The following is an 18,363-nucleotide window of genomic DNA, read 5'->3' on the forward strand; positions in this document are numbered from 1 at the left end:
TGTATACAAGTTGTTAGAAGTTCAGGAGTATGGCTAACGCCACGCTGCGCTATTAGGAGTTCAGGAGAAAGAAGAAAGAAGAAAGAAGGAAGAAGGAAGAAGGAAGAAGGAAGAAATTTCTCCCCAACTCCCCCAACTCCCCCAACTCCCCCAACTCCCCCAACTCCCCCAACTCCCCCAACTCCCCCAACTCCCCCAACTCCCCCAACTCCCCCAACTCCCCCAACTCCCCCAACTCCCCCAACTCCCCTGCCTATTTATTAGCTTCTACCCATCGAATCACCTGATGAGCAAGGTGAGTACCATCAAGACGGTCAATTTCCCGGATGCCTGTGGGACTTGTGACATTGACTTCCGTTAGGTAGCCACCAATTACGTCAATACCCACGAAAATTAAGCCATCTTGCCGGAGTTTTGCGGCTAAATGGCTGCAAATTTCCTGTTCTCTTGGGGTAATGGTGGTTTGAGCAACTGTGCCACCTGTTGCCATGTTATTCCGAAAATCACTACCACTAGAAAGGCGATTTAGCGCCCCTATGGGTTCACCATTGAGTAAGATAATCCGTTTATCTCCCTCCTTGGCTTGGGGTAAATAATTTTGTACCATAACAGGAACTTGACCTTGGAGGGTGCTAAGTTCAACAATGGAATTAAAATTGCGATCGCCTGATTGTAAAAATAAAATTCCCTCTCCAGCTTTATTTCCCAGTGGTTTGAGAATTGTTGCTTCTTTGGCTTCCACAAACTGGCGAATTACCTGTTTATTAGCGCTGACAATCGTTTCGGGAATACATTCCCTAAACTGGAGAGCATACATTTTCTCATTAGCATCACGAATTCCCGCCGGATTATTTAGCACTAAAGTTTTGTTTTGGTCAATATAATCCAGAATATAAGTAGCATAAAGATAAGCATCATTGACAGGTGGATCTGTCCGCATAAATACGGCATCCATCGTTTCTAAAGGAGTAAAGACACTAGGGTTTAATTTAAACCAAGGATTAACAGCTAACCAACGCCCCTCTAGTAACTCGACAGGAACAAGTTCTACCTGCTGCAAGACAGCCCAAGCTTTACCATCAATAACACTTAGCAAATTTGCTTGTGTTATCCAAATTTCGTGTCCTAGAATTTGCCCTGCTTCCATCAAAGCAACACTAGTATCATGACATGGATCAAGCCGATGGATGGGATCAATAATAAAAGCTAGTTTCACTCTTTATACCTCTTTTATCTACGAGTTTTATTAAATATCCTCTTAAAAATCCCCGACTTCTTTGCTACCTTTTTCTCAGACACGATTAAATTAATTTTAGAAGTCGGGGATCTGATCCACAATATGATTTAACACAAACAGCAGAAGTCCCACATCTCACTCTTAGGAGTGTGGGATTAATGCGCCTGAGTGAGGAATTGTTACGAACCTAGCATCTCATCTAACTTACCTTGGCGTTCTAAAGCGTGAATATCGTCACAACCACCAATGTGAACATCATTAATAAAAATTTGTGGTAAGGAGCGTTTTCCATTGGCTCTTTCTGACATTTTATTTCTTGCTATTTCGTCTCCATCAATGTTGTATTCGATAAAATCAACACTTTTACTTTTAAGTAGACTTTTAGCACGCATACAAAACGGGCAAGTAGTCCAAGTGTAAATTTCTACTTTCGCAGCCATAATATTCTCAACTAAACGTAATACTTCTTAATTTTAGACCTAAGTTAATAGGTAATGGGTAATGGGTAATGGGTAATGGGTTAAACATTCTTCCCAATGACCAATGACCAATGACCAATTCCCTATTCCCACTCAATAGTTCCAGGTGGTTTGGAGGTAATGTCATAAACCACACGGTTAACACCTTTGACTTCATTCACGATGCGGGTAGAAATTGCTTCTAGCACATCGTAGGGAATCCGCGCCCAATCTGCCGTCATACCATCTTCGCTGGTGACAATCCGTAAAACAATGGGATAGGCATAGGTGCGCTTGTCACCCATAACACCAACGCTGCGAATGGGTAATAGAACCGCAAAAGCTTGCCAAACCTCATTATATAAACCGCGTTGATTAATTTCTTGACGAACAATTAAATCAGCATCTCGCAAAATATTCAAGCGCTCGGAAGTAACTTCACCTAAAATGCGAATGGCTAAACCGGGTCCGGGGAATGGTTGACGTTGGACAATTTCTTCTGGTAACCCAACAGAACGCCCAACTTTGCGGACTTCATCTTTAAATAGTTTCCGCAGTGGTTCTACGAGTTTAAACCTCAAGTCTTTTGGTAAACCACCTACATTGTGATGACTTTTAATTTTCACTGCTACCCGTTCACCACTTTTTGGATCAACATTAGTATCAGCAGATTCTATTACATCTGGATAAAGTGTGCCTTGAGCCAAGTAATCAAAATGACCAAGATTTTTTGATGTTTCCTCAAAAACACTGATAAACTCATGTCCAATGCGGCGACGCTTTTCTTCGGGATCTGTTACTCCAGCGATAGCAGAGATAAATCGTTCGCGGGCATTGACATATTCTACGGGAATATGAAATTGTTCTTTAAATAACTTCACTAACCTTTCGGGTTCTAATTTTCGCATAAAACCCTGATCAATAAATACACAGGTTAGCTGCTCACCAATGGCTTTATACAGGAGAAAAGCCAGGGTAGAAGAATCTACCCCGCCAGATAAGGCTAACAATACTCGTTTTTCTCCTACCTTGGCGCGAATTTCCTGAATTGATTCTTCGACAAAAGCGGCTGTTGTCCAAGTTGGTTCACAGTCACAGATATGGTAAACAAAGTTGCGAATTAAGGCTATACCACCTTGAGAATGGACGACTTCGGGGTGAAATTGGACTCCATAGAGTTTTTTGTTATGGTGAGCGATCGCTGCACAAGGAGTATTCTTAGTATGTGCCAGTAACTCAAAGCCGGGAGGCATGGTTATGACTGAATCTCCATGACTCATCCACATGGTTGTACCCTCTTCGACATTAGTTAATAAGTCTGTAGGATCATCTATATATAAAGATGCTTTACCGTATTCACCCCGTTCGGCTGTGATTACTTCTCCACCCAGTTGATTAACCATAAGTTGCATTCCATAGCAAACACCAAGAATGGGTATTCCCAATTTCCAGATTTCTGGGTCACAATGGGGGGCGTAGTCGCTATATACGGAATTTGGACCACCGGAAAGGATGATCCCTTTGGGGTTGATTTTTTCTAACTGTTCTGCTGTGGTGCGATAGGAAATAACTTCTGAATATACTTGTGTTTCGCGGATACGACGGGCAATTAATTCAGAATATTGAGAGCCAAAGTCTAAAATGACAATTATTTGACCTTTAAGATTCCCAAAATTTTCCTGTGTTTGGGGTATTGTTTCGGTTGGTAGAGTCACCGCTGTATTCATGCTATGGAGGGTGTGTTGTTAGGGATAAGAAGTCTGGACTGTGATTTTTGTGATTAATGGTGATAGCAGATTAATTAATCATCTAAATCAAATTAATCATAGTTAAAATTAATCATGCAAATCATAGTTAAAAATATTTATTTGTGATAAGTAGGTGAACACAATAAAACCAATCTGTGTAAAGAAAAGTAAAATCGCCCAAACCCTCTTCACTCTTGCATGATTGCCTCTTGCCTTGCCATAACGACGATTTTCAATGCTAACCTACTTACTTACGATAATTTATATTAAGTTAGCACAATTTTGCCAGTAACATACAACCAGTTTTGCTTTTTACCAAGATTTGGCGATCGCGGTCGAAAAGCACAGAACCACAAGCTATAATGGTTTTACCTTGTTCATTGTGGCTATCCATATATGCTTGGGTGCGGGTATCAATTGTTTCCGCAATGGAGTTATAAACCTGATTTACCCAATTACTCCCGGTATTACTATCTAGACTTCTCAGATGTTTTAATGCGGCTTCTGCTGTAGGACTATGAAAAATGGTTTGAATATCTAAAGACCCTAATCCTAGCATGGCACAATGGGCTGTGAAAATTTCCCGCCGACCATCAGCTAAATGATGATGAGTGTGAAAGATTCCCCCCGCTAGTTTCATCAATTTACCGTGATAACCAAATAATAAAATTTCTTTTACACCTAAAACATCAGCCGCGACTAACATCGGTCCCAACCAGTTGGCCGTTTTTACCATTTGTGCGGGGTTGATACCGAGTTTTTGGGCTAGATCTAAGCCATTTTCGCCAATACAAAAGACTAAAGTGGGAAATTGACTGGCTTTTGCTGCTAAATCAGCGCGGAAAACTGCTAATTGATCTGGTGTACTTAAAGGTTGAGAAATCCCTGTTGTTCCTAGCAAGGATAGTCCTTCCACAACTCCGAAAGCAGAGTTAGAAGTCCGAATTGCGAGCGATCGCCCTTCTGGTAAAATAATTGTTACCTTAATTTTTTCCGTCGGTGCTAATAATCGCTGCAAATTTTCCGTTAATAATCTCTGAGCATAACCATAAATTGCCGCTTTCCCCTCACCATTAAGTTGCTTCCCAATTCCCTCACCACCCTCAATAATTACCGTTTCTCCATCTCCCTCATACCATGCCACCACAGCCCAAATTGGTGTATTCTTCGTTAAATCTAGATTATCACCAGGATCACTGCGAGTAATCGCCAAAGCCTGATTTTCCGATATTCCCGCCACTTGTTCAATGGGTATTTCAGCAATTTCAGCAGGTTCAATTAAGTCTATAGTAGTAATCTGCAAAGATTGATGATGGCGTAACCAATGCAAAGCCGCAACAGCAGCAGCACAAGCAAAAACAGGTAAAGTGTATCCAGAACTGGACATAGTGACAATTTAAAATTAACAATTCAAAATTCAAAAAAATCTTACCCACTCTTCATCTAAATTCCCATTTTTGATAATAAAACCTGCATATCTTCCCAAGAAATATCTTGTTGAAAATAATGGGGTGAGTCAGGATTATAGGGACTTGCTATGCGGTCAATTGTGATAATTGTAGCCGTATCTGGTAACACCGGGACATCTGGATCATAAGCAGTTGGACGCATCAAAGAACTAGAAAAGCCTTTAAACACAGCAATTTGATCTGGTTCACCATCAATTTCTACATTAATAATGAGAACTTCTTGGGATTTTTTAACGGTATATTGTTCCAGTCTTTTACTAATAGAGTTATTCATGCAGTCGAGACTATGATTTTTGTGATTAGTTTGATTAAGATGATTTATTATTTGGGATAATTTGGTCGGGATTATAGCGATTTCTATCTAAGTGAGGTACAGCAGGAAAGAATTAATCGCAGATAGAAAATGATGGCCGCGGATAATTTTGCTTAATGTGCAGATGAACGTCCATATTTGCCAAGTTTAACCGCGACAAAATAACTTAAATAAACTACGTAAATTGCTAAAGTAACTATCCCCAAAAATCCGAGAAAAGCAGGTTTGCTATTATGGTGAAAATAGTCTTTAAATAGTAATGGTGCTTCTAACCAAACGCTACAGTAAGGAGTTTGGAGAGCAGTTCCTGAAAAAGCGCACCCCAGAAAAGGTAAAAGAGCTATTGCGCCTAAACTACAATAAACCGTTGTTGCCCAACGCCAAGAAGTAAAAATCAGTTTTAATGGACTATTGGGATAATAGTCAATTTCATCATTGATGTCTACCCAAAACCATAGCGCCATAGGAATGAGAACCTGCGCCATTAGAGCGGAGATGAAACTAACTCCGAAACCACCAATCATCAAGTACATACTAATAGCTAATAAACTAGCTACTCGCCAGTAAATCATTAATAAGCGCTGCATTCCTTCTGCTTTTTGTACAAATGTCCAAACCAGAAGAATTAAGGGAATAATCAGCGTAAATAATAACGCCAATCGGTAGTCCATCCAAACATAAGGTCGAAACCATATTTGTGTCATAAAGTCAATAAAAAAATAGAAAAATTTGTGAATAGATATTTGATAGCGTAACGTGGCGTTAGCCATTCAACAAATAAGTTTGTTTAGTGACTGGACTTTGTTCCAACAGGAAAAACGGGGAGTTTATTCCCCGTTTGGTTCAGATTCATTGATTAATCGTGCTTAAAGCCATTGATATCCCAAAAAATTATTACTCAATAAAACAGGTATAACTAAGTAATTGGACAAAAATATTTACAGTCATTGCGAGGGAAGGGAAGCAATCACAACCATTGGAATTGCTTCATTTCACTTCGTTCCATATGGCTAACGCCACGCTACGCTAACGCAATGACATTGTGTAATTAATTCTGTCCAACTACTTACTATTGCCAAACCCTGAAACCCTATTGATATCGTCACGATTTTATTGGGTTTCAGACATATTGAGGAAAATTGGCAATAGTATTCATATTTACCTCCTGATTTTAATCTTCGTACAGACGGCACTCGTCTGCTTCTGGATTAGCATCGCAGTATTTCTCTAAAGAGTTTTTGGGTTTAATTTGACGTTTATGAGAAGCCTCTGCTTGCAGTTCTTCTACAGCATCCCACGCCGCAGCACATTCAGCAGAGTTGCTACCTGAGATATCACACACAGTGCGAGCTTGTTCCACTTCTTCTTGGATTTTCTCTTGGATATCGTTACTGGTTTTTTCTTGAATATTGGTCATGATTTTGTCTCTTTATGTTTTGTTTATACTAGTATAGAAAAAGTTTGAAAATTTTAGTTTTCTGTCTCTGAGATTACTAGTTTTACACTTTTGGCGATAATTCTGGTGGGTAGTATCTCCCCAATAGGCTTTTTGCTTATTGAGCGAGATATATCTAGAGTATTATCCCATGAATATCATAAGCTGTTACACCTATAACTTACCAGATTTTCATTTTGAATACAGACTTTGAATCTCGCTTATAAGCATCCCATATATAATTAATATTTAATATGCTTGATTGCAATCTTAGATAATCTATTTGAATACAATTAATTACAACCATTCTACCTAAAAAAATAAAGGTTATCAAATCCAGCAAAATAATTTATATTAAATTACCAGAAGAACAGTATGGTATACCTCTAAATATAGAGATTTTCAAAGAAAAGACAAACACCAGTAACATAGCTAATAATTATGACAGCTATCACCGTCAACTTAAACCCTATTATCCAATTAAGTGATCAGCAATTTTATCAACTCTGTCGAGAAAATCCTGAAGTCAAATTTGAACGCAATGCCAAAGGAGAAATATTGATTATGTCACCAACAGGAGGAGCAACAGGAAAACGCAATGTGGAAATTGCCGCAGATTTTGTGTTTTGGAATCGTAAATATAAACTAGGGGTTTGTTTCGACTCTTCCACCTGTTTTAAACTTCCCAATGGTGCAAATCGTTCTCCTGATGTTGCTTGGATTAAAAAAGAAAGATGGGATACACTCACACCAGCAGAACAAGAAAAGTTTTCACCAATTGCCCCAGATTTTGTTTTAGAATTAATGTCACCTAGTGATAGTTTGCAGGAAACGCAAGCAAAAATGCAGGAATATATCAATAATGGAGTTAAATTAGGTTGGTTAATTAATCGAAAAATGCGCCAAGTGGAAATTTATCGTCTTGGTAAACCAGTAGAGATATTAGAATTTCCCCAAGAATTATTAGGTGAAGATATTTTGCCAGAATTTATTTTAAATATGGAAATCATTTGGGGATAGGTTGTTGAATTTCAACAACCGGATCATCTTGGTAAGTCATGGTAATATAATGCTATTATTTACCTGCACTCACGATTCCTGACCATTGCACCTTTTTCTCTTTTTCTCGCCGATAAGAGAAAAAATGTTCTGGAGTTTGGAAAGTACAATAGGGGGCGATCGCCACTTGTTCTACACTAAATCCTAATTGTTCCAATTGTAAAGCATTTACCTGGCGCACGTCTAAACGCACCTTTCCCGGTTCTGGATCTCGAAGCAAAGGTGAATTAGGTAAATTGTGTAAAGCAGAAACAACTTTTTCTGGTTGACCATCTGGTACAACGGTACTGCCAATTTCCGCAGCCACTTCCACAGAGACTTGGTAAACTTCCCCAGCAATAGCTGGACCCATTGCTACTCGCAAATCTATTAAATTACTACCATGCGATCGCATTCTTGCAATAGCTTCAGGCACAATTTTCGCCGCTGTACCCCGCCAGCCAGCGTGTAGAGCCGCCACCTGTCCGGTTTTGACATCGCCAATCAACACAGGTGTACAATCAGCAGAAGCCACCCACACAGCTTGTAAAGGTTGATGACTAATTAAACCATCTGCCAACGCCAAATCATCATCACTGGTATTGACATGATCATCAACTTCCTGGGGAGTTAAAACAGTATTGCCATGTACCTGTTTCAAGCGATAAGCTAAAGCATCCGGTTGTAGAACCGGAGTTAGCTCATGAGGTAAGCGTGGCCAAAACTGTTGGGTAAAGAAACCATGAGACCAGGGTTCTAGAAGATTACAAGTTAAGTAAGGTAGACCTTCCCAATTGTGCCATTGCCAAGTGTGCATCTTTAACCAAACCTCAATAGACAATTAATAACCTTCAATCAATTCTATAGCAGAAGTTCAGGAGTTCAGGAGGTAGGGGCGCAGGGCCTGCGCCCATTCAGGAGTATGGCTAACGCCACGCTGCGCTATCAGGAGTTCAGGAGGAAGAAATTTCTCCCCTACTCCCCCTACTCCCCCTACTCCCCCTACTCCCCCAACTCCCCCTACTCCCCCTACTCCCCCAACTCCCCCAACTCCCCCTACTCCCCCTACTCCCCCTACTCCCCCTACTCCCCCAACTCCCCCTACTCCCCCTACTCCCCCTACTCCCTACTCCCCTGCCTTCATAACGACGGGATATTTTTTTATTTGGAAGTCTCTTAAAGCAATGGTGAACTGTGGTGGAATTTAATCAGCAACTTTTGGTAGATAGCTTAAAAGCAAAATATAAGCATCAAGATTTACCATTTTCTCTACATATTTTTAACACCTTATCCTCCACAAATCAAACCCTGTGGCAACTAATTGACCAAGGAGAAAAACCCGGCTCTGTAGTTATTGCCACCCAGCAAACCGCCGGCAGAGGGCAATGGGGTCGAGAATGGCAGTCTCCTAAGGGTGGTTTATATCTTTCAATGGCAATAGCTCCTAATTTGGCAGCTACCAGCAGTTATCAACTTACCTTGGCTAGTGCTTGGGGAATTACAGCACAATTAAGAAAATGTGGTATACCTGTGGGCATAAAATGGCCAAATGATTTAGTATTAGATGGTCGCAAGTTAGGCGGCATTTTAACTGAAACCAAGGTCAATCAAGGACAAATCACTCAAGCTATGATTGGTGTGGGGATTAATTGGGCAAATCAAGTCCCAGAAACTGGAATCAATCTGCAATTATGGCAAAATTCCCAGAATTGTCAGATGATTGATCACCTAGAAATCCTCACCTCACAGGTTTTAATAGGAATTAAGTCCGGTATAGAGTGTCTACAGACAGAAGGAATAAACATACTTTTGTCTCACTACCTTGATTTACTTATAAATATGGGTGATCAGGTTTATGTCAATAATTTTTTAGGTAAAGTAGTTGGCGTGACTCAAGAAGGTAATCTGCGTTTAAAAATGACAACTGATGATGCAAAAGCAGCTTTAACACCAGAAATTTCTGTCCAACCGGGTACAATTAGCTTGGGTTATCGTCAAACTTAATTAAGGCTGGTAATGGGTCATTGGTGAGTAGTTTTCCGTTTTAATCCTGTAAATCCTTTAATCTTGGACATCTTAATTCAGACAAGGTATGAGGATTGGATTTTGTCTGTTGTTCGTTTGTAACTTCTTATTCACCACTGACCACTGACGAATGACGAATATTGATTATTTAACCTTTATTACACACAACAAAAGAGAAAAAATGACGCAGCACCATAAATCTGCCCATAAAAACTTTTACTACGGCGGTACAAGTAAACGCTTTGCTTCTAGATTGCCAGCACAAGGTATCTGTTTATTAAGTAGCTTCAGTCTTCTTAGTGGCGGGTTTGTAACTGCTCAGTCTGACACTTCCTCAATAGATAATATTGTTCCTACTATTGAGAATTCTCAACCAACAGCAGTCACAAATCCAGTTCAGAAAGAAGCTGGTATTCCTGAAATAGCGAAGCCACAACCAGATTTTTCTGTCCGCCGAGTTAATCTAAAAAAGAGGCTAAATAGCAAAGATGTTACCAAGGGAGAAGAAGAAGATACTCAACCTACTGCTAGTGTGAGAATTTCTAAACCCAAGGGAGAAAATACTCAACCTACTGCTAGTGTGAGAATTTCTAAACCCAAGGGAGAAAATACTCAACCTACTGCTAGTGTGAGTGAAGTTGATTCTGTCATTAAAAAACTGCCAGAACTCCCTCAACAAGCTAATAATTCTCAAGACACTGCTAAGGATACAGAGAATAAACCCAAGGATTACAACAACGCTTATATTGATACGAATGAGTACAAGAATGTAGGCGAAAGTAACTATGCACCGCCTAGTTCTGTAATAGTAACAGAACGTTCTAGCGGTTGTGGGGCAACGGTGTCTACCACTTGCGCTAAACCTCCACAAACTCCTGCTGTGGCTAAGTCTCAAGAATCATCACCAACTTGGCTGAAGAAAAGTGAAGTGGCGAAAGTAGTAAACGTCTCTAGGCAAAAACAAGTAAGCTGGAAGACTATAACTGCCAACAGTAATCAAAGTGAGAATGTGACTGAGGCTGTGGCTAGTAGTGTTAGCAAAATCAGTCAACCTCAAAATCAAAATAATTGGCGGATTTCCAGAAGTAATACCAGCAGTCATACAAAGGCTGCCTATCATGCTAATAACTTTATTCCTAGTCCTAGGGAATTTACCACGACCAAGGTTAGTTCTACCCCTATTGCTCCCCAGGTAGGTAGTTTACCTGCGCCAATGATAGAGGGTAATGTTGCTCCTCGTCCTAGTATGGTGTCTTATGACTTCTCTTTGGCATCAGTTTTGCCGTCAGTTCCTTATACTAATACACTGGCTTATCGTGGGGCTGGTGGCGGTTCGGGAATAGTTTTCCCGCTGTCGGTGGCTGCACCAATTACATCTTTATTTGGCTGGCGTGTTCATCCTATCACGGGCGATCACCGTTTTCACGCTGGGACAGATTTAGGTGCGCCCACAGGAACACCAATTTTAGCAGCGGCTAAAGGTCAGGTAGAATCAGCTAACTCGTTAGGTGGTTATGGTTTAGCTGTAATCATTAATCACGGTTCTGCTCAACAAAGTCTCTACGGGCATATGTCGGAAATCTTTGTTCAACCTGGACAATGGGTAGAACCGGGAACTGTAATTGGTCTAGTTGGTAGCACTGGTAATTCTACAGGACCCCACCTACACTTTGAAATCCGTCACCTCACCCAAGATGGATGGGTGGCTGTTGACCCAGGCGTGCAATTACAAGGTGGTCTCAGCCAGTTGGCACAAGCTACAGCAGGGGTGAAAACAGCCCAGGCTCGGTAATTGGGCGGGAGTGGGGGAGTGGGGGAGTGGGGGAGTGGGGGAGTGGGGGAGTGGGGGAGTGGGGGAGTGGGGGAGTGGGGGGAGTAGGGGAGTAGGGGGAGTGGGGGGAGTAGGGGAGTAGGGGGAGTGGGGGAGAAATCTCATTCTTCATTCTTCATTCTTCATTCTTCATTCTTCTGATAGCGCAGGGTGGCGTTAGCCATACTCGTGAATGGGCGCAGGCCCTGCGCCCCTACTTCCTGACTTCTACAAATATCCGTTTTCTGCTAGGAATGCGGTTGTAATTTCCTCTTGTTGATGGTGATTATTTCCGGGAGTTAGGAATTTTTCTACGTATTTACCCAGGATGTCTCCTTCTAAATTTACCCAACTCCCTGCTACTAAATGACTGAGATTGGTTTCGCTGTAGGTCAGGGGAATGACGGCGACTGTAAATTGAGATGATTCTGATTTGTATGCAGCGATGGTGAGGCTGATACCATTGATAGCAATGCTACCTTTAGGAACTATATAACGAGCGATCGCTTCTGGGGCAATAAAGGTCATTTCCCAAGAACTAGCTGTTTGTTCAGATGTGATTAACTGACCAATTCCATCTACATGACCCATGACGAAATGACCCCCGACTTTACCACCTACCCGCAGGGACGGTTCTAAGTTGACGGATCTTTGTTGAGTTTCTTCTTTACCCAATGTAGTGCGGCGGAGGGTTTCCGGCGAAGCGGTGGCAATAAACCCATCTTTTAAGATTTCTTCAACTGTTAGACATACGCCATCTACCGCTACACTATCACCATAGGCTAAGTCCTGAATGATCATCTTTGAGTGATTCAGATAACTAATCTGCCACAGATCTCCCATTACGGGTTTTATCGTTCCCAAACCTTGAATTAATCCTGTAAACACAGCTTTTCCAAAACTAATTTTATTTATTCCCTAATTTTGGCGGAAATTAACTAATAATTCTCGGAAAAAATGTAAACCTTTCCCGTTTGAATTTTTTTCCCAATTCCGGTAAATGAATATTAACATATTAACATCAATCCCCAGGCATACTTGAATCGGAGGATTAAAGAAGGATAAAATATGAAGGGTAAATAAATTAGTTGTTAAGATGGTGTGAAATTAGTTTATTTATACCTAATTGTTAGTACACCACAGTAACAGTCAAATAACCATTAAAAATTCCTAAAAAGCTGGTTTAGTCTGCTTTTTTTAATTTTTAATTCTTAATTTTTAATTTGATGAAGAGTGTATTATCTGTTACATATTTCCAAGCGATTAAAGAACTTTAGAGGCTGAACCAATGATAGAAATGAAAGTCGCTGGTATAGCATTAGATGCGATCACCCGCAGCCCAATTGTACTTTTGAAGGATGGTTCAGATCGTCGCGCTTTGCCTATTTATATAGGTCAAGAACAGGCAAGAGCAATTATGGGGGCAATGGAAAATCAAAAGCCGCCTCGACCTTTAACCCACGATTTGATTGTGAATATGTTAGAAACATGGAATATGACTTTAGATAAAGTTATTATTCATACCTTGCAGAAAGATACTTTTTATGCGGCGTTGATTCTTCAACAAGGGGATGTCAAAAAAGAAATTGATGCTCGTCCGAGTGATGCGATCGCTATAGCTATCCGTACAAATACTCCGATCTGGGTTATGGAAGAGGTAGTAGCTGATGCTTCTATTCCCGTAGATCGTGATGCTGATGAGGCTGAACAGGAAGCTTTCCGCGAATTTATTTCTAATCTCCGTCCTGAAGATCTAATCAAGCGGTTTGGGAATGGCGACTAGTAGTCTGTCAACCCGAAAATGACGGGTGAAGGTAAGCAGGGAGGTGGGGGAGGTGGGGGAGGTGGGGGAGGGAAGAACAGAAGTTTTTTCCGATCATTACCCGTCAAAATAAATTTGACGAACTACTAGACTAAGGTTAGGAGTCAGGAGGAATCTTGACTCAACTTGATTCAGAATTTTGTTGGGTTTCCCTGGGTCAACCCAACCTACATTTTTTTAACAACACGGGGTTAATTATCATACAAACACAAATTATAAAATATTTCCTTAGATAGATTTTTTTATCACAATTATTTTCTACTATGGCGTGCGTTCTTGTGCTGATGGTGAAATTAAAAATTTCTCCAACACAAGGTAATATTAAAAACATAGAATAATATTACGGTCAACTTATTGAAAATTTATGGTGCTGACGATGGGGATTCTGTGGGCGAGTTCTCGACAGTGGTTAATGCGGGTAATAACTAATGATGGTTATAGTGGTGTGATAGCTCGGTGGTTGTTATTACCAGCACTAATTGTCATTTTTGTGGTGGGTTGGTTAATACTTAATGGTGAATTAGCGAAGTTATATAATTATGCTTTTGCTATTTCCCTACTTGAGTTTGTTACAATTATAGTTTTGATTATTTTAATTTGGCAAAGTGCTATAGTAATTGATCGCCTCAGTTGTAAAAATTGTCTTGCTGAAGAGGCATTGAAAATTAAGGATGAGAATCTGCAAACTTTTGTCAATGCTAATATTATTGGTATTGTTTTTGGTGATATTTATGGTGGCATCCACGAGGTAAACGACGAATATTTGAGAATTACTGGTTATACAAGGGAAGATTTACTCGCTGGTAATTTAAATTGGCAACATTTGACAGCACCGGAATTTTTATATTTAGATGCACAAGCGATCGCACAAGCTCAGTCTAGTGCAGACGGTGTTTGTACACCATATAAAAAGGAATATATTCGCAAAGATGGTAGTCGTATTCCTGTGTTAGTTGGTTTTGCTCTCAAGGGGGAAAAACGGGAGAGGTCAACAGCTTTTATCCTGGATTTAAGTGAACAGGAAACCACACTCAGGGAACTTCATAAAAGTAAGAAAAAAATTCTCAACCTTAACCGGAAATTACGCCGACGAGTCAATGAGTTACAAAGTTTGTTCGATATGATTCCGATTGGTATTGGCATAGCGAAAGATCGAGAATGCCAAACTATTACAATGAATCCAGCTTTTGCCAAGTCACTGAGGATGCAGTCTGGTGAAAATGCCTCCTTTACCGCTCCTGTATCAGAAAGACCGACAAAATTTAAACTTTTCCAGGAGGGTAAAGAACTGACTGCAAAAGAACTACCCATGCAATATTCTGCGGCTCATGGTGTGGAAATTTCAGATTTTGAGGTTGATGTTGTCCATGATGATGGTACAGTTGCGAATTTGCTGGAATATATCGTCCCGTTATTTGATGAAGATGGGAAACCGAGAGGAGCTATCGGAGCATTTTTGGATATTACAGAGCGGAAACAAGCAGAAAAAGATCGAACTAATTTGATCACTTCTTTACAAACACAAACTGAGCATTTACAGAAAGCTAACCAGATGAAGGATGAGTTTCTGGCGGTTTTGTCCCACGAATTGCGATCGCCTCTCAATGCTATAGTCGGTTGGTCTCATTTGCTCAGAACTCGCAAATTTACAGAAGAGCAGGTAGCCCAAGGACTAGAAACCATTGAACGCAATGCGAAAATCCAAAATCAGTTAATTAATGATTTGTTGGATATATCCCGCATCATTAGAGGTAAGTTAACCTTTAATCCTCGAAGTTGCAATTTAGTTCCTATTATTAAGTCAGCTATGGAAACTGTCTCCCTTGCAGCCCAAGCAAAGGAAATTAATTTGCACTTTGATCCCCATGATGGAGAATTGCCAGATTCAACCTCTGCTGTGATGGTATCCGGCGATAGCGATCGCTTGCAACAGGTAATCTGGAATTTGTTAACCAATGCCATCAAGTTCACACCTCAAGGCGGTAACGTCGAAATTAGGCTGAATAAAGCGACTATTAGCACCGCAAATTTGTCAAATGATCATGATCAACCCAGAAAATATGCTCAAATTCAAGTAATTGACAATGGAATCGGCATTACTGCTGATTTTCTCCCCCATGTCTTTGATCGTTTTCGTCAAGCTGATAGTTCCAGCACCAGATCCTATGGTGGACTCGGATTAGGATTATCACTTGTGCGCCATTTAACAGAACTGCATGGTGGTACTGTTCATGTAGAAAGTTTAGGGGAAAATCAAGGATCAACATTTACAGTCAAATTACCACTGATAGAAGAAAGTTACAGTGCAGAAACCCAAAAGTATCGGCAAAAAGCAGCAAAATCCGACTCCATTTTTTTAACTTCTCCCATATCTTTCCCCATACTAAACGGCGTAAAAGTATTAGTTGTAGATGACGAAGTTGATAGCCGTGAATTTATTGCTACAGTTCTACAAGAATGCCAAGCGGAAGTTACAGCAGTATCATCAGCCCAAGAAGCTTTGGAAATGCTTACCCTGTGGACACCGGATGTTTTGATTAGTGATATTGGGATGCCAGGGGAAAATGGTTATTCATTAATTCGTAAAGTGCGATCTTTATCCCCTGAAAAGGGCAGAGATATTCCCGCAGCCGCATTGACAGCTTATGCTAGGGTAGAGGACAGGATGCAAGCCATACAAGCAGGATTTCAATTACATTTGCCCAAACCCATTGAACCAGTAGAATTAGCTACAGTTGTCGCCAGTCTGGTTAGACGCAATCTTCTGCATCCTGATTCATAGCAATAAACCAGAAACTTTATGTTTAACTGAACCAGATTGAGATATAATTCATTGTCAACCAATAAAATATTTTTAACTCCCGACTTCCATTATATCATTGCCATAGTTTCAAATTAAAATGAGATTCAATTTTTATCCATTTGGTTTTCGGGAAATACTTAAAAAGTTATTTCTGCCTTTGTTTTTAATTTCCTTACTCATAGTTTTATGGGGAAACACCTTCACACCTGTAACAGCCCAAACATCACGTCAGGAAATTCGCGGTGTATGGATGACAAATAATGATCTTGATATTCTTAAAGATAGGACTAAAGTTCAGGAAGCAGTCACACGACTGCAACAACTCAATTTTAACACTATCTATCCCGTAGTTTGGAACTCTGGTTATGTCATGTATCCTAGTGAAGTCGCCAAACGTCTAGAAATCCAACCATTTGTATTTCAAGGCTTAGATGGACATGATATTCTTGCCGACTTAATTGATAAAGCCCATCGGCAAAATTTACTAGTAATTCCTTGGTTTGAATTTGGGTTTATGACTCCTCCCAGTTCAGAATTAGCCATGAATAAACCAGAATGGTTAACACGCAAAAAAGATGGAACTCAAACATCTATTAGTGCTGGCGGAGAGGTTTCATGGTTAAATCCATTTCATCCCCAAGTTCAACAGTTTATTAGTGATCTTCTAGTAGAACTTACTCAAAAATATAATCTTGATGGTATTCAGTTTGATGACCATACAAGTTTACCTTCGGGATTTGGCTACGATAAATATACAGTTGCCTTATATCAACAAGAAACCAAAAAAACGCCACCAAGTGATCCTCAAAACCCAGAATGGGTAAATTGGCGGGCAAATAAAATTACAGAATTTATGGTGAGACTGAATCAAACAGTTAAACAGATCAAACCAAAAATGATTTTCTCCGTCTCACCTAATTACTATAATCATGCCTATAAATTTCAACTCCAAGATTGGTTGAACTGGGTACGATTAGACATAGTAGATGAGTTAATTGTGCAAGTTTATAAGGAAAGTTTAGATCATTTTATTGGCAAGCTTTCCCGTCCAGAAATGGAAGAAGTAAAACAAAAAATTCCTGCGGGAATCGGTGTTATGGCAGGTTTAAGAACTAAACCCGTATCAATGCAACAGATTCAATCTCAAGTCCGGGCCGCCCAACAACGGGGACTAGGTGTAGCTTTTTTCTATTATGAAAGTCTTTGGAATACTGCACCAGAAGCATTAAAAGAACGTTTAGCTGGATTTAAAAGTTTATTTCCATATCCTGCATCCCGAACTGCTGTAGAATCAAGAGGATGGGAAGTAAAAGTAGAATCAACGCCAGGAGAAACGAACCTCACTGTTACTGACCAAATACCATTTTAGAAAAAAGATGATCCAATCTTGTGGGATGGGCATCTTGCCCGTCCTTGTATTATTGGCAGGCAAGATTCCTGCACCACAAGAAATTTTGGGATATTTTTTTAATTGGAAGTCTCTTAACTGATTTTTCTGATTTTTTAATTTTTCTCTGTTTTATTACCAGTTAAAGTTTCAACGGGCTAGGAGTCAGGAGGGAGAAAGCAGGAAATACTGAACACACCAAATCCTTAATAATGGTGCGTTACGCTGAATTTTTGATTAAAAATTAGGGTTAAGATAGAGATTTAGGAATTAGTTTGTAAATAATCAATTGCGGCTAATAATTTATTAGGATAACCTTCAGCAAATTTTTCAAACCATATTCCTTCTGATGACAATGGATCTAATTGATCTAACCATTGTTCAGCAGATTTTTGTAAAGCTGCTTTTTGTTTAACTTGAAGTTTTTCTTGACGAATTTTCTCCTGTGCTAATTCTTCTTGTTTTCGCAGTGCGATCGCCGCATCTTTTGCCAAAATATCAGCTTGTACATCTGCTAATAAGTTGTTGACAAATACATCTGATTTAGGATCAGGTGAATGAACAAATTGAATAGGAGATAACCTATTTTGTGGTTTTGTCGGGTTGGATTGGATATATTCAGTTTTATTTTCCGCCAAATCAGCTTGTACTTCTGATAACAAATTATCTATGAATATATCTGATTTTATTGTCGGTGAAATCAATTTAACTGGGGTTAAATTATTTTGTGGTGGTGTGGTTTTTGGTTCTGTATATTCAGTTTTGAGTTCAGCTAATAGCTTGTCAATGGAATCCATATTTATAATTCCTAAAACAGA

At 39.9% G+C, this 18,363-nt stretch carries 16 protein-coding genes; 6 read left to right on the forward strand and 10 right to left on the reverse strand.

The window, feature by feature from the left end; genetic code table 11:
* Window positions 1–253: 253 nt before the first annotated feature.
* The 7 genes from gshB to NG743_RS04335 all read right to left on the reverse strand — a co-directional run bounded on the left by gshB (window position 254) and on the right by NG743_RS04335 (window position 6,642).
* Window positions 254–1,216 (reverse strand): glutathione synthase, encoded by a 963-nt coding sequence (gene gshB / locus NG743_RS04305; protein ID WP_027404709.1) that lies wholly within the window; start codon window positions 1,214–1,216, stop codon window positions 254–256.
* A 200-nt stretch (window positions 1,217–1,416) separates the two neighbouring features.
* Entirely contained in the window at window positions 1,417–1,677 is a 261-nt protein-coding gene (grxC, locus tag NG743_RS04310; RefSeq protein WP_027404708.1) for a glutaredoxin 3, read from the reverse strand.
* A gap of 122 nt (window positions 1,678–1,799) precedes the next feature.
* Complete coding sequence (gene guaA / locus NG743_RS04315) at window positions 1,800–3,422, reverse strand: glutamine-hydrolyzing GMP synthase (RefSeq protein WP_027404707.1); 1,623 nt, start codon at window positions 3,420–3,422, stop codon at window positions 1,800–1,802.
* A 292-nt stretch (window positions 3,423–3,714) separates the two neighbouring features.
* On the reverse strand, window positions 3,715–4,830 hold the full coding sequence (cbiD, locus tag NG743_RS04320; RefSeq protein ID WP_027404706.1) for a cobalt-precorrin-5B (C(1))-methyltransferase CbiD: 1,116 nt from the start codon (window positions 4,828–4,830) through the stop codon (window positions 3,715–3,717).
* A gap of 56 nt (window positions 4,831–4,886) precedes the next feature.
* A complete protein-coding gene (locus NG743_RS04325) occupies window positions 4,887–5,186 on the reverse strand; it encodes a DUF7734 family protein (protein WP_027404705.1) in 300 nt (99 codons plus the stop codon).
* Between the two features lie 152 nt (window positions 5,187–5,338).
* A complete protein-coding gene (locus tag NG743_RS04330) occupies window positions 5,339–5,929 on the reverse strand; it encodes a DUF3177 family protein (RefSeq protein WP_027404704.1) in 591 nt (196 codons plus the stop codon).
* 467 nt (window positions 5,930–6,396) lie between these two features.
* Entirely contained in the window at window positions 6,397–6,642 is a 246-nt protein-coding gene (locus NG743_RS04335; RefSeq protein WP_027404703.1) for a Calvin cycle protein CP12, read from the reverse strand.
* Window positions 6,643–7,101: 459 nt separating this feature from the next.
* Here NG743_RS04335 and NG743_RS04340 point away from each other — a divergent pair, with 459 nt between their 5' ends.
* On the forward strand, window positions 7,102–7,680 hold the full coding sequence (locus NG743_RS04340; protein ID WP_027404702.1) for a Uma2 family endonuclease: 579 nt from the start codon (window positions 7,102–7,104) through the stop codon (window positions 7,678–7,680).
* 55 nt (window positions 7,681–7,735) lie between these two features.
* On the opposite strand, the gene pgeF is transcribed toward NG743_RS04340, so the two are convergent.
* Window positions 7,736–8,515, reverse strand: coding sequence for a peptidoglycan editing factor PgeF (gene pgeF, locus NG743_RS04345; protein WP_193964956.1), 780 nt, complete (start codon window positions 8,513–8,515; stop codon window positions 7,736–7,738).
* A gap of 380 nt (window positions 8,516–8,895) precedes the next feature.
* On the opposite strand from pgeF, the gene NG743_RS04350 reads away from it, so the two are divergent.
* Window positions 8,896–9,702, forward strand: coding sequence for a biotin--[acetyl-CoA-carboxylase] ligase (locus tag NG743_RS04350; RefSeq protein ID WP_257122118.1), 807 nt, complete (start codon window positions 8,896–8,898; stop codon window positions 9,700–9,702).
* Between the two features lie 202 nt (window positions 9,703–9,904).
* Window positions 9,905–11,515 (forward strand): M23 family metallopeptidase, encoded by a 1,611-nt coding sequence (locus tag NG743_RS04355; RefSeq protein WP_257121582.1) that lies wholly within the window; start codon window positions 9,905–9,907, stop codon window positions 11,513–11,515.
* 246 nt (window positions 11,516–11,761) lie between these two features.
* On the opposite strand, the gene NG743_RS04360 is transcribed toward NG743_RS04355, so the two are convergent.
* Window positions 11,762–12,421 carry a riboflavin synthase gene (locus NG743_RS04360; protein WP_193965036.1) on the reverse strand — a complete coding sequence of 220 codons (660 nt, stop codon included), beginning with the start codon at window positions 12,419–12,421 and terminating at the stop codon, window positions 11,762–11,764.
* A gap of 400 nt (window positions 12,422–12,821) precedes the next feature.
* Here NG743_RS04360 and NG743_RS04365 point away from each other — a divergent pair, with 400 nt between their 5' ends.
* The 3 genes from NG743_RS04365 to NG743_RS04375 all read left to right on the forward strand — a co-directional run bounded on the left by NG743_RS04365 (window position 12,822) and on the right by NG743_RS04375 (window position 17,527).
* The gene (locus NG743_RS04365) at window positions 12,822–13,316 is read left to right on the forward strand and encodes a bifunctional nuclease family protein (protein WP_027404697.1); all 495 of its coding nucleotides are present in this window, start codon (window positions 12,822–12,824) and stop codon (window positions 13,314–13,316) included.
* 403 nt (window positions 13,317–13,719) lie between these two features.
* Window positions 13,720–16,137: an ATP-binding protein gene (locus NG743_RS04370; protein WP_257121583.1), complete on the forward strand. Its 2,418-nt coding sequence runs from the start codon at window positions 13,720–13,722 to the stop codon at window positions 16,135–16,137.
* Between the two features lie 118 nt (window positions 16,138–16,255).
* Entirely contained in the window at window positions 16,256–17,527 is a 1,272-nt protein-coding gene (locus NG743_RS04375) for a glycoside hydrolase family 10-like protein (RefSeq protein WP_027404696.1), read from the forward strand.
* A gap of 281 nt (window positions 17,528–17,808) precedes the next feature.
* On the opposite strand, the gene NG743_RS04380 is transcribed toward NG743_RS04375, so the two are convergent.
* Window positions 17,809–18,342 (reverse strand): salt stress protein, Slr1339 family, encoded by a 534-nt coding sequence (locus NG743_RS04380; RefSeq protein ID WP_306459826.1) that lies wholly within the window; start codon window positions 18,340–18,342, stop codon window positions 17,809–17,811.
* Window positions 18,343–18,363: the final 21 nt, after the last annotated feature.

The organism is Dolichospermum heterosporum TAC447, assembly GCF_024584745.1.
Taxonomy (GTDB): domain Bacteria; phylum Cyanobacteriota; class Cyanobacteriia; order Cyanobacteriales; family Nostocaceae; genus Dolichospermum; species Dolichospermum heterosporum.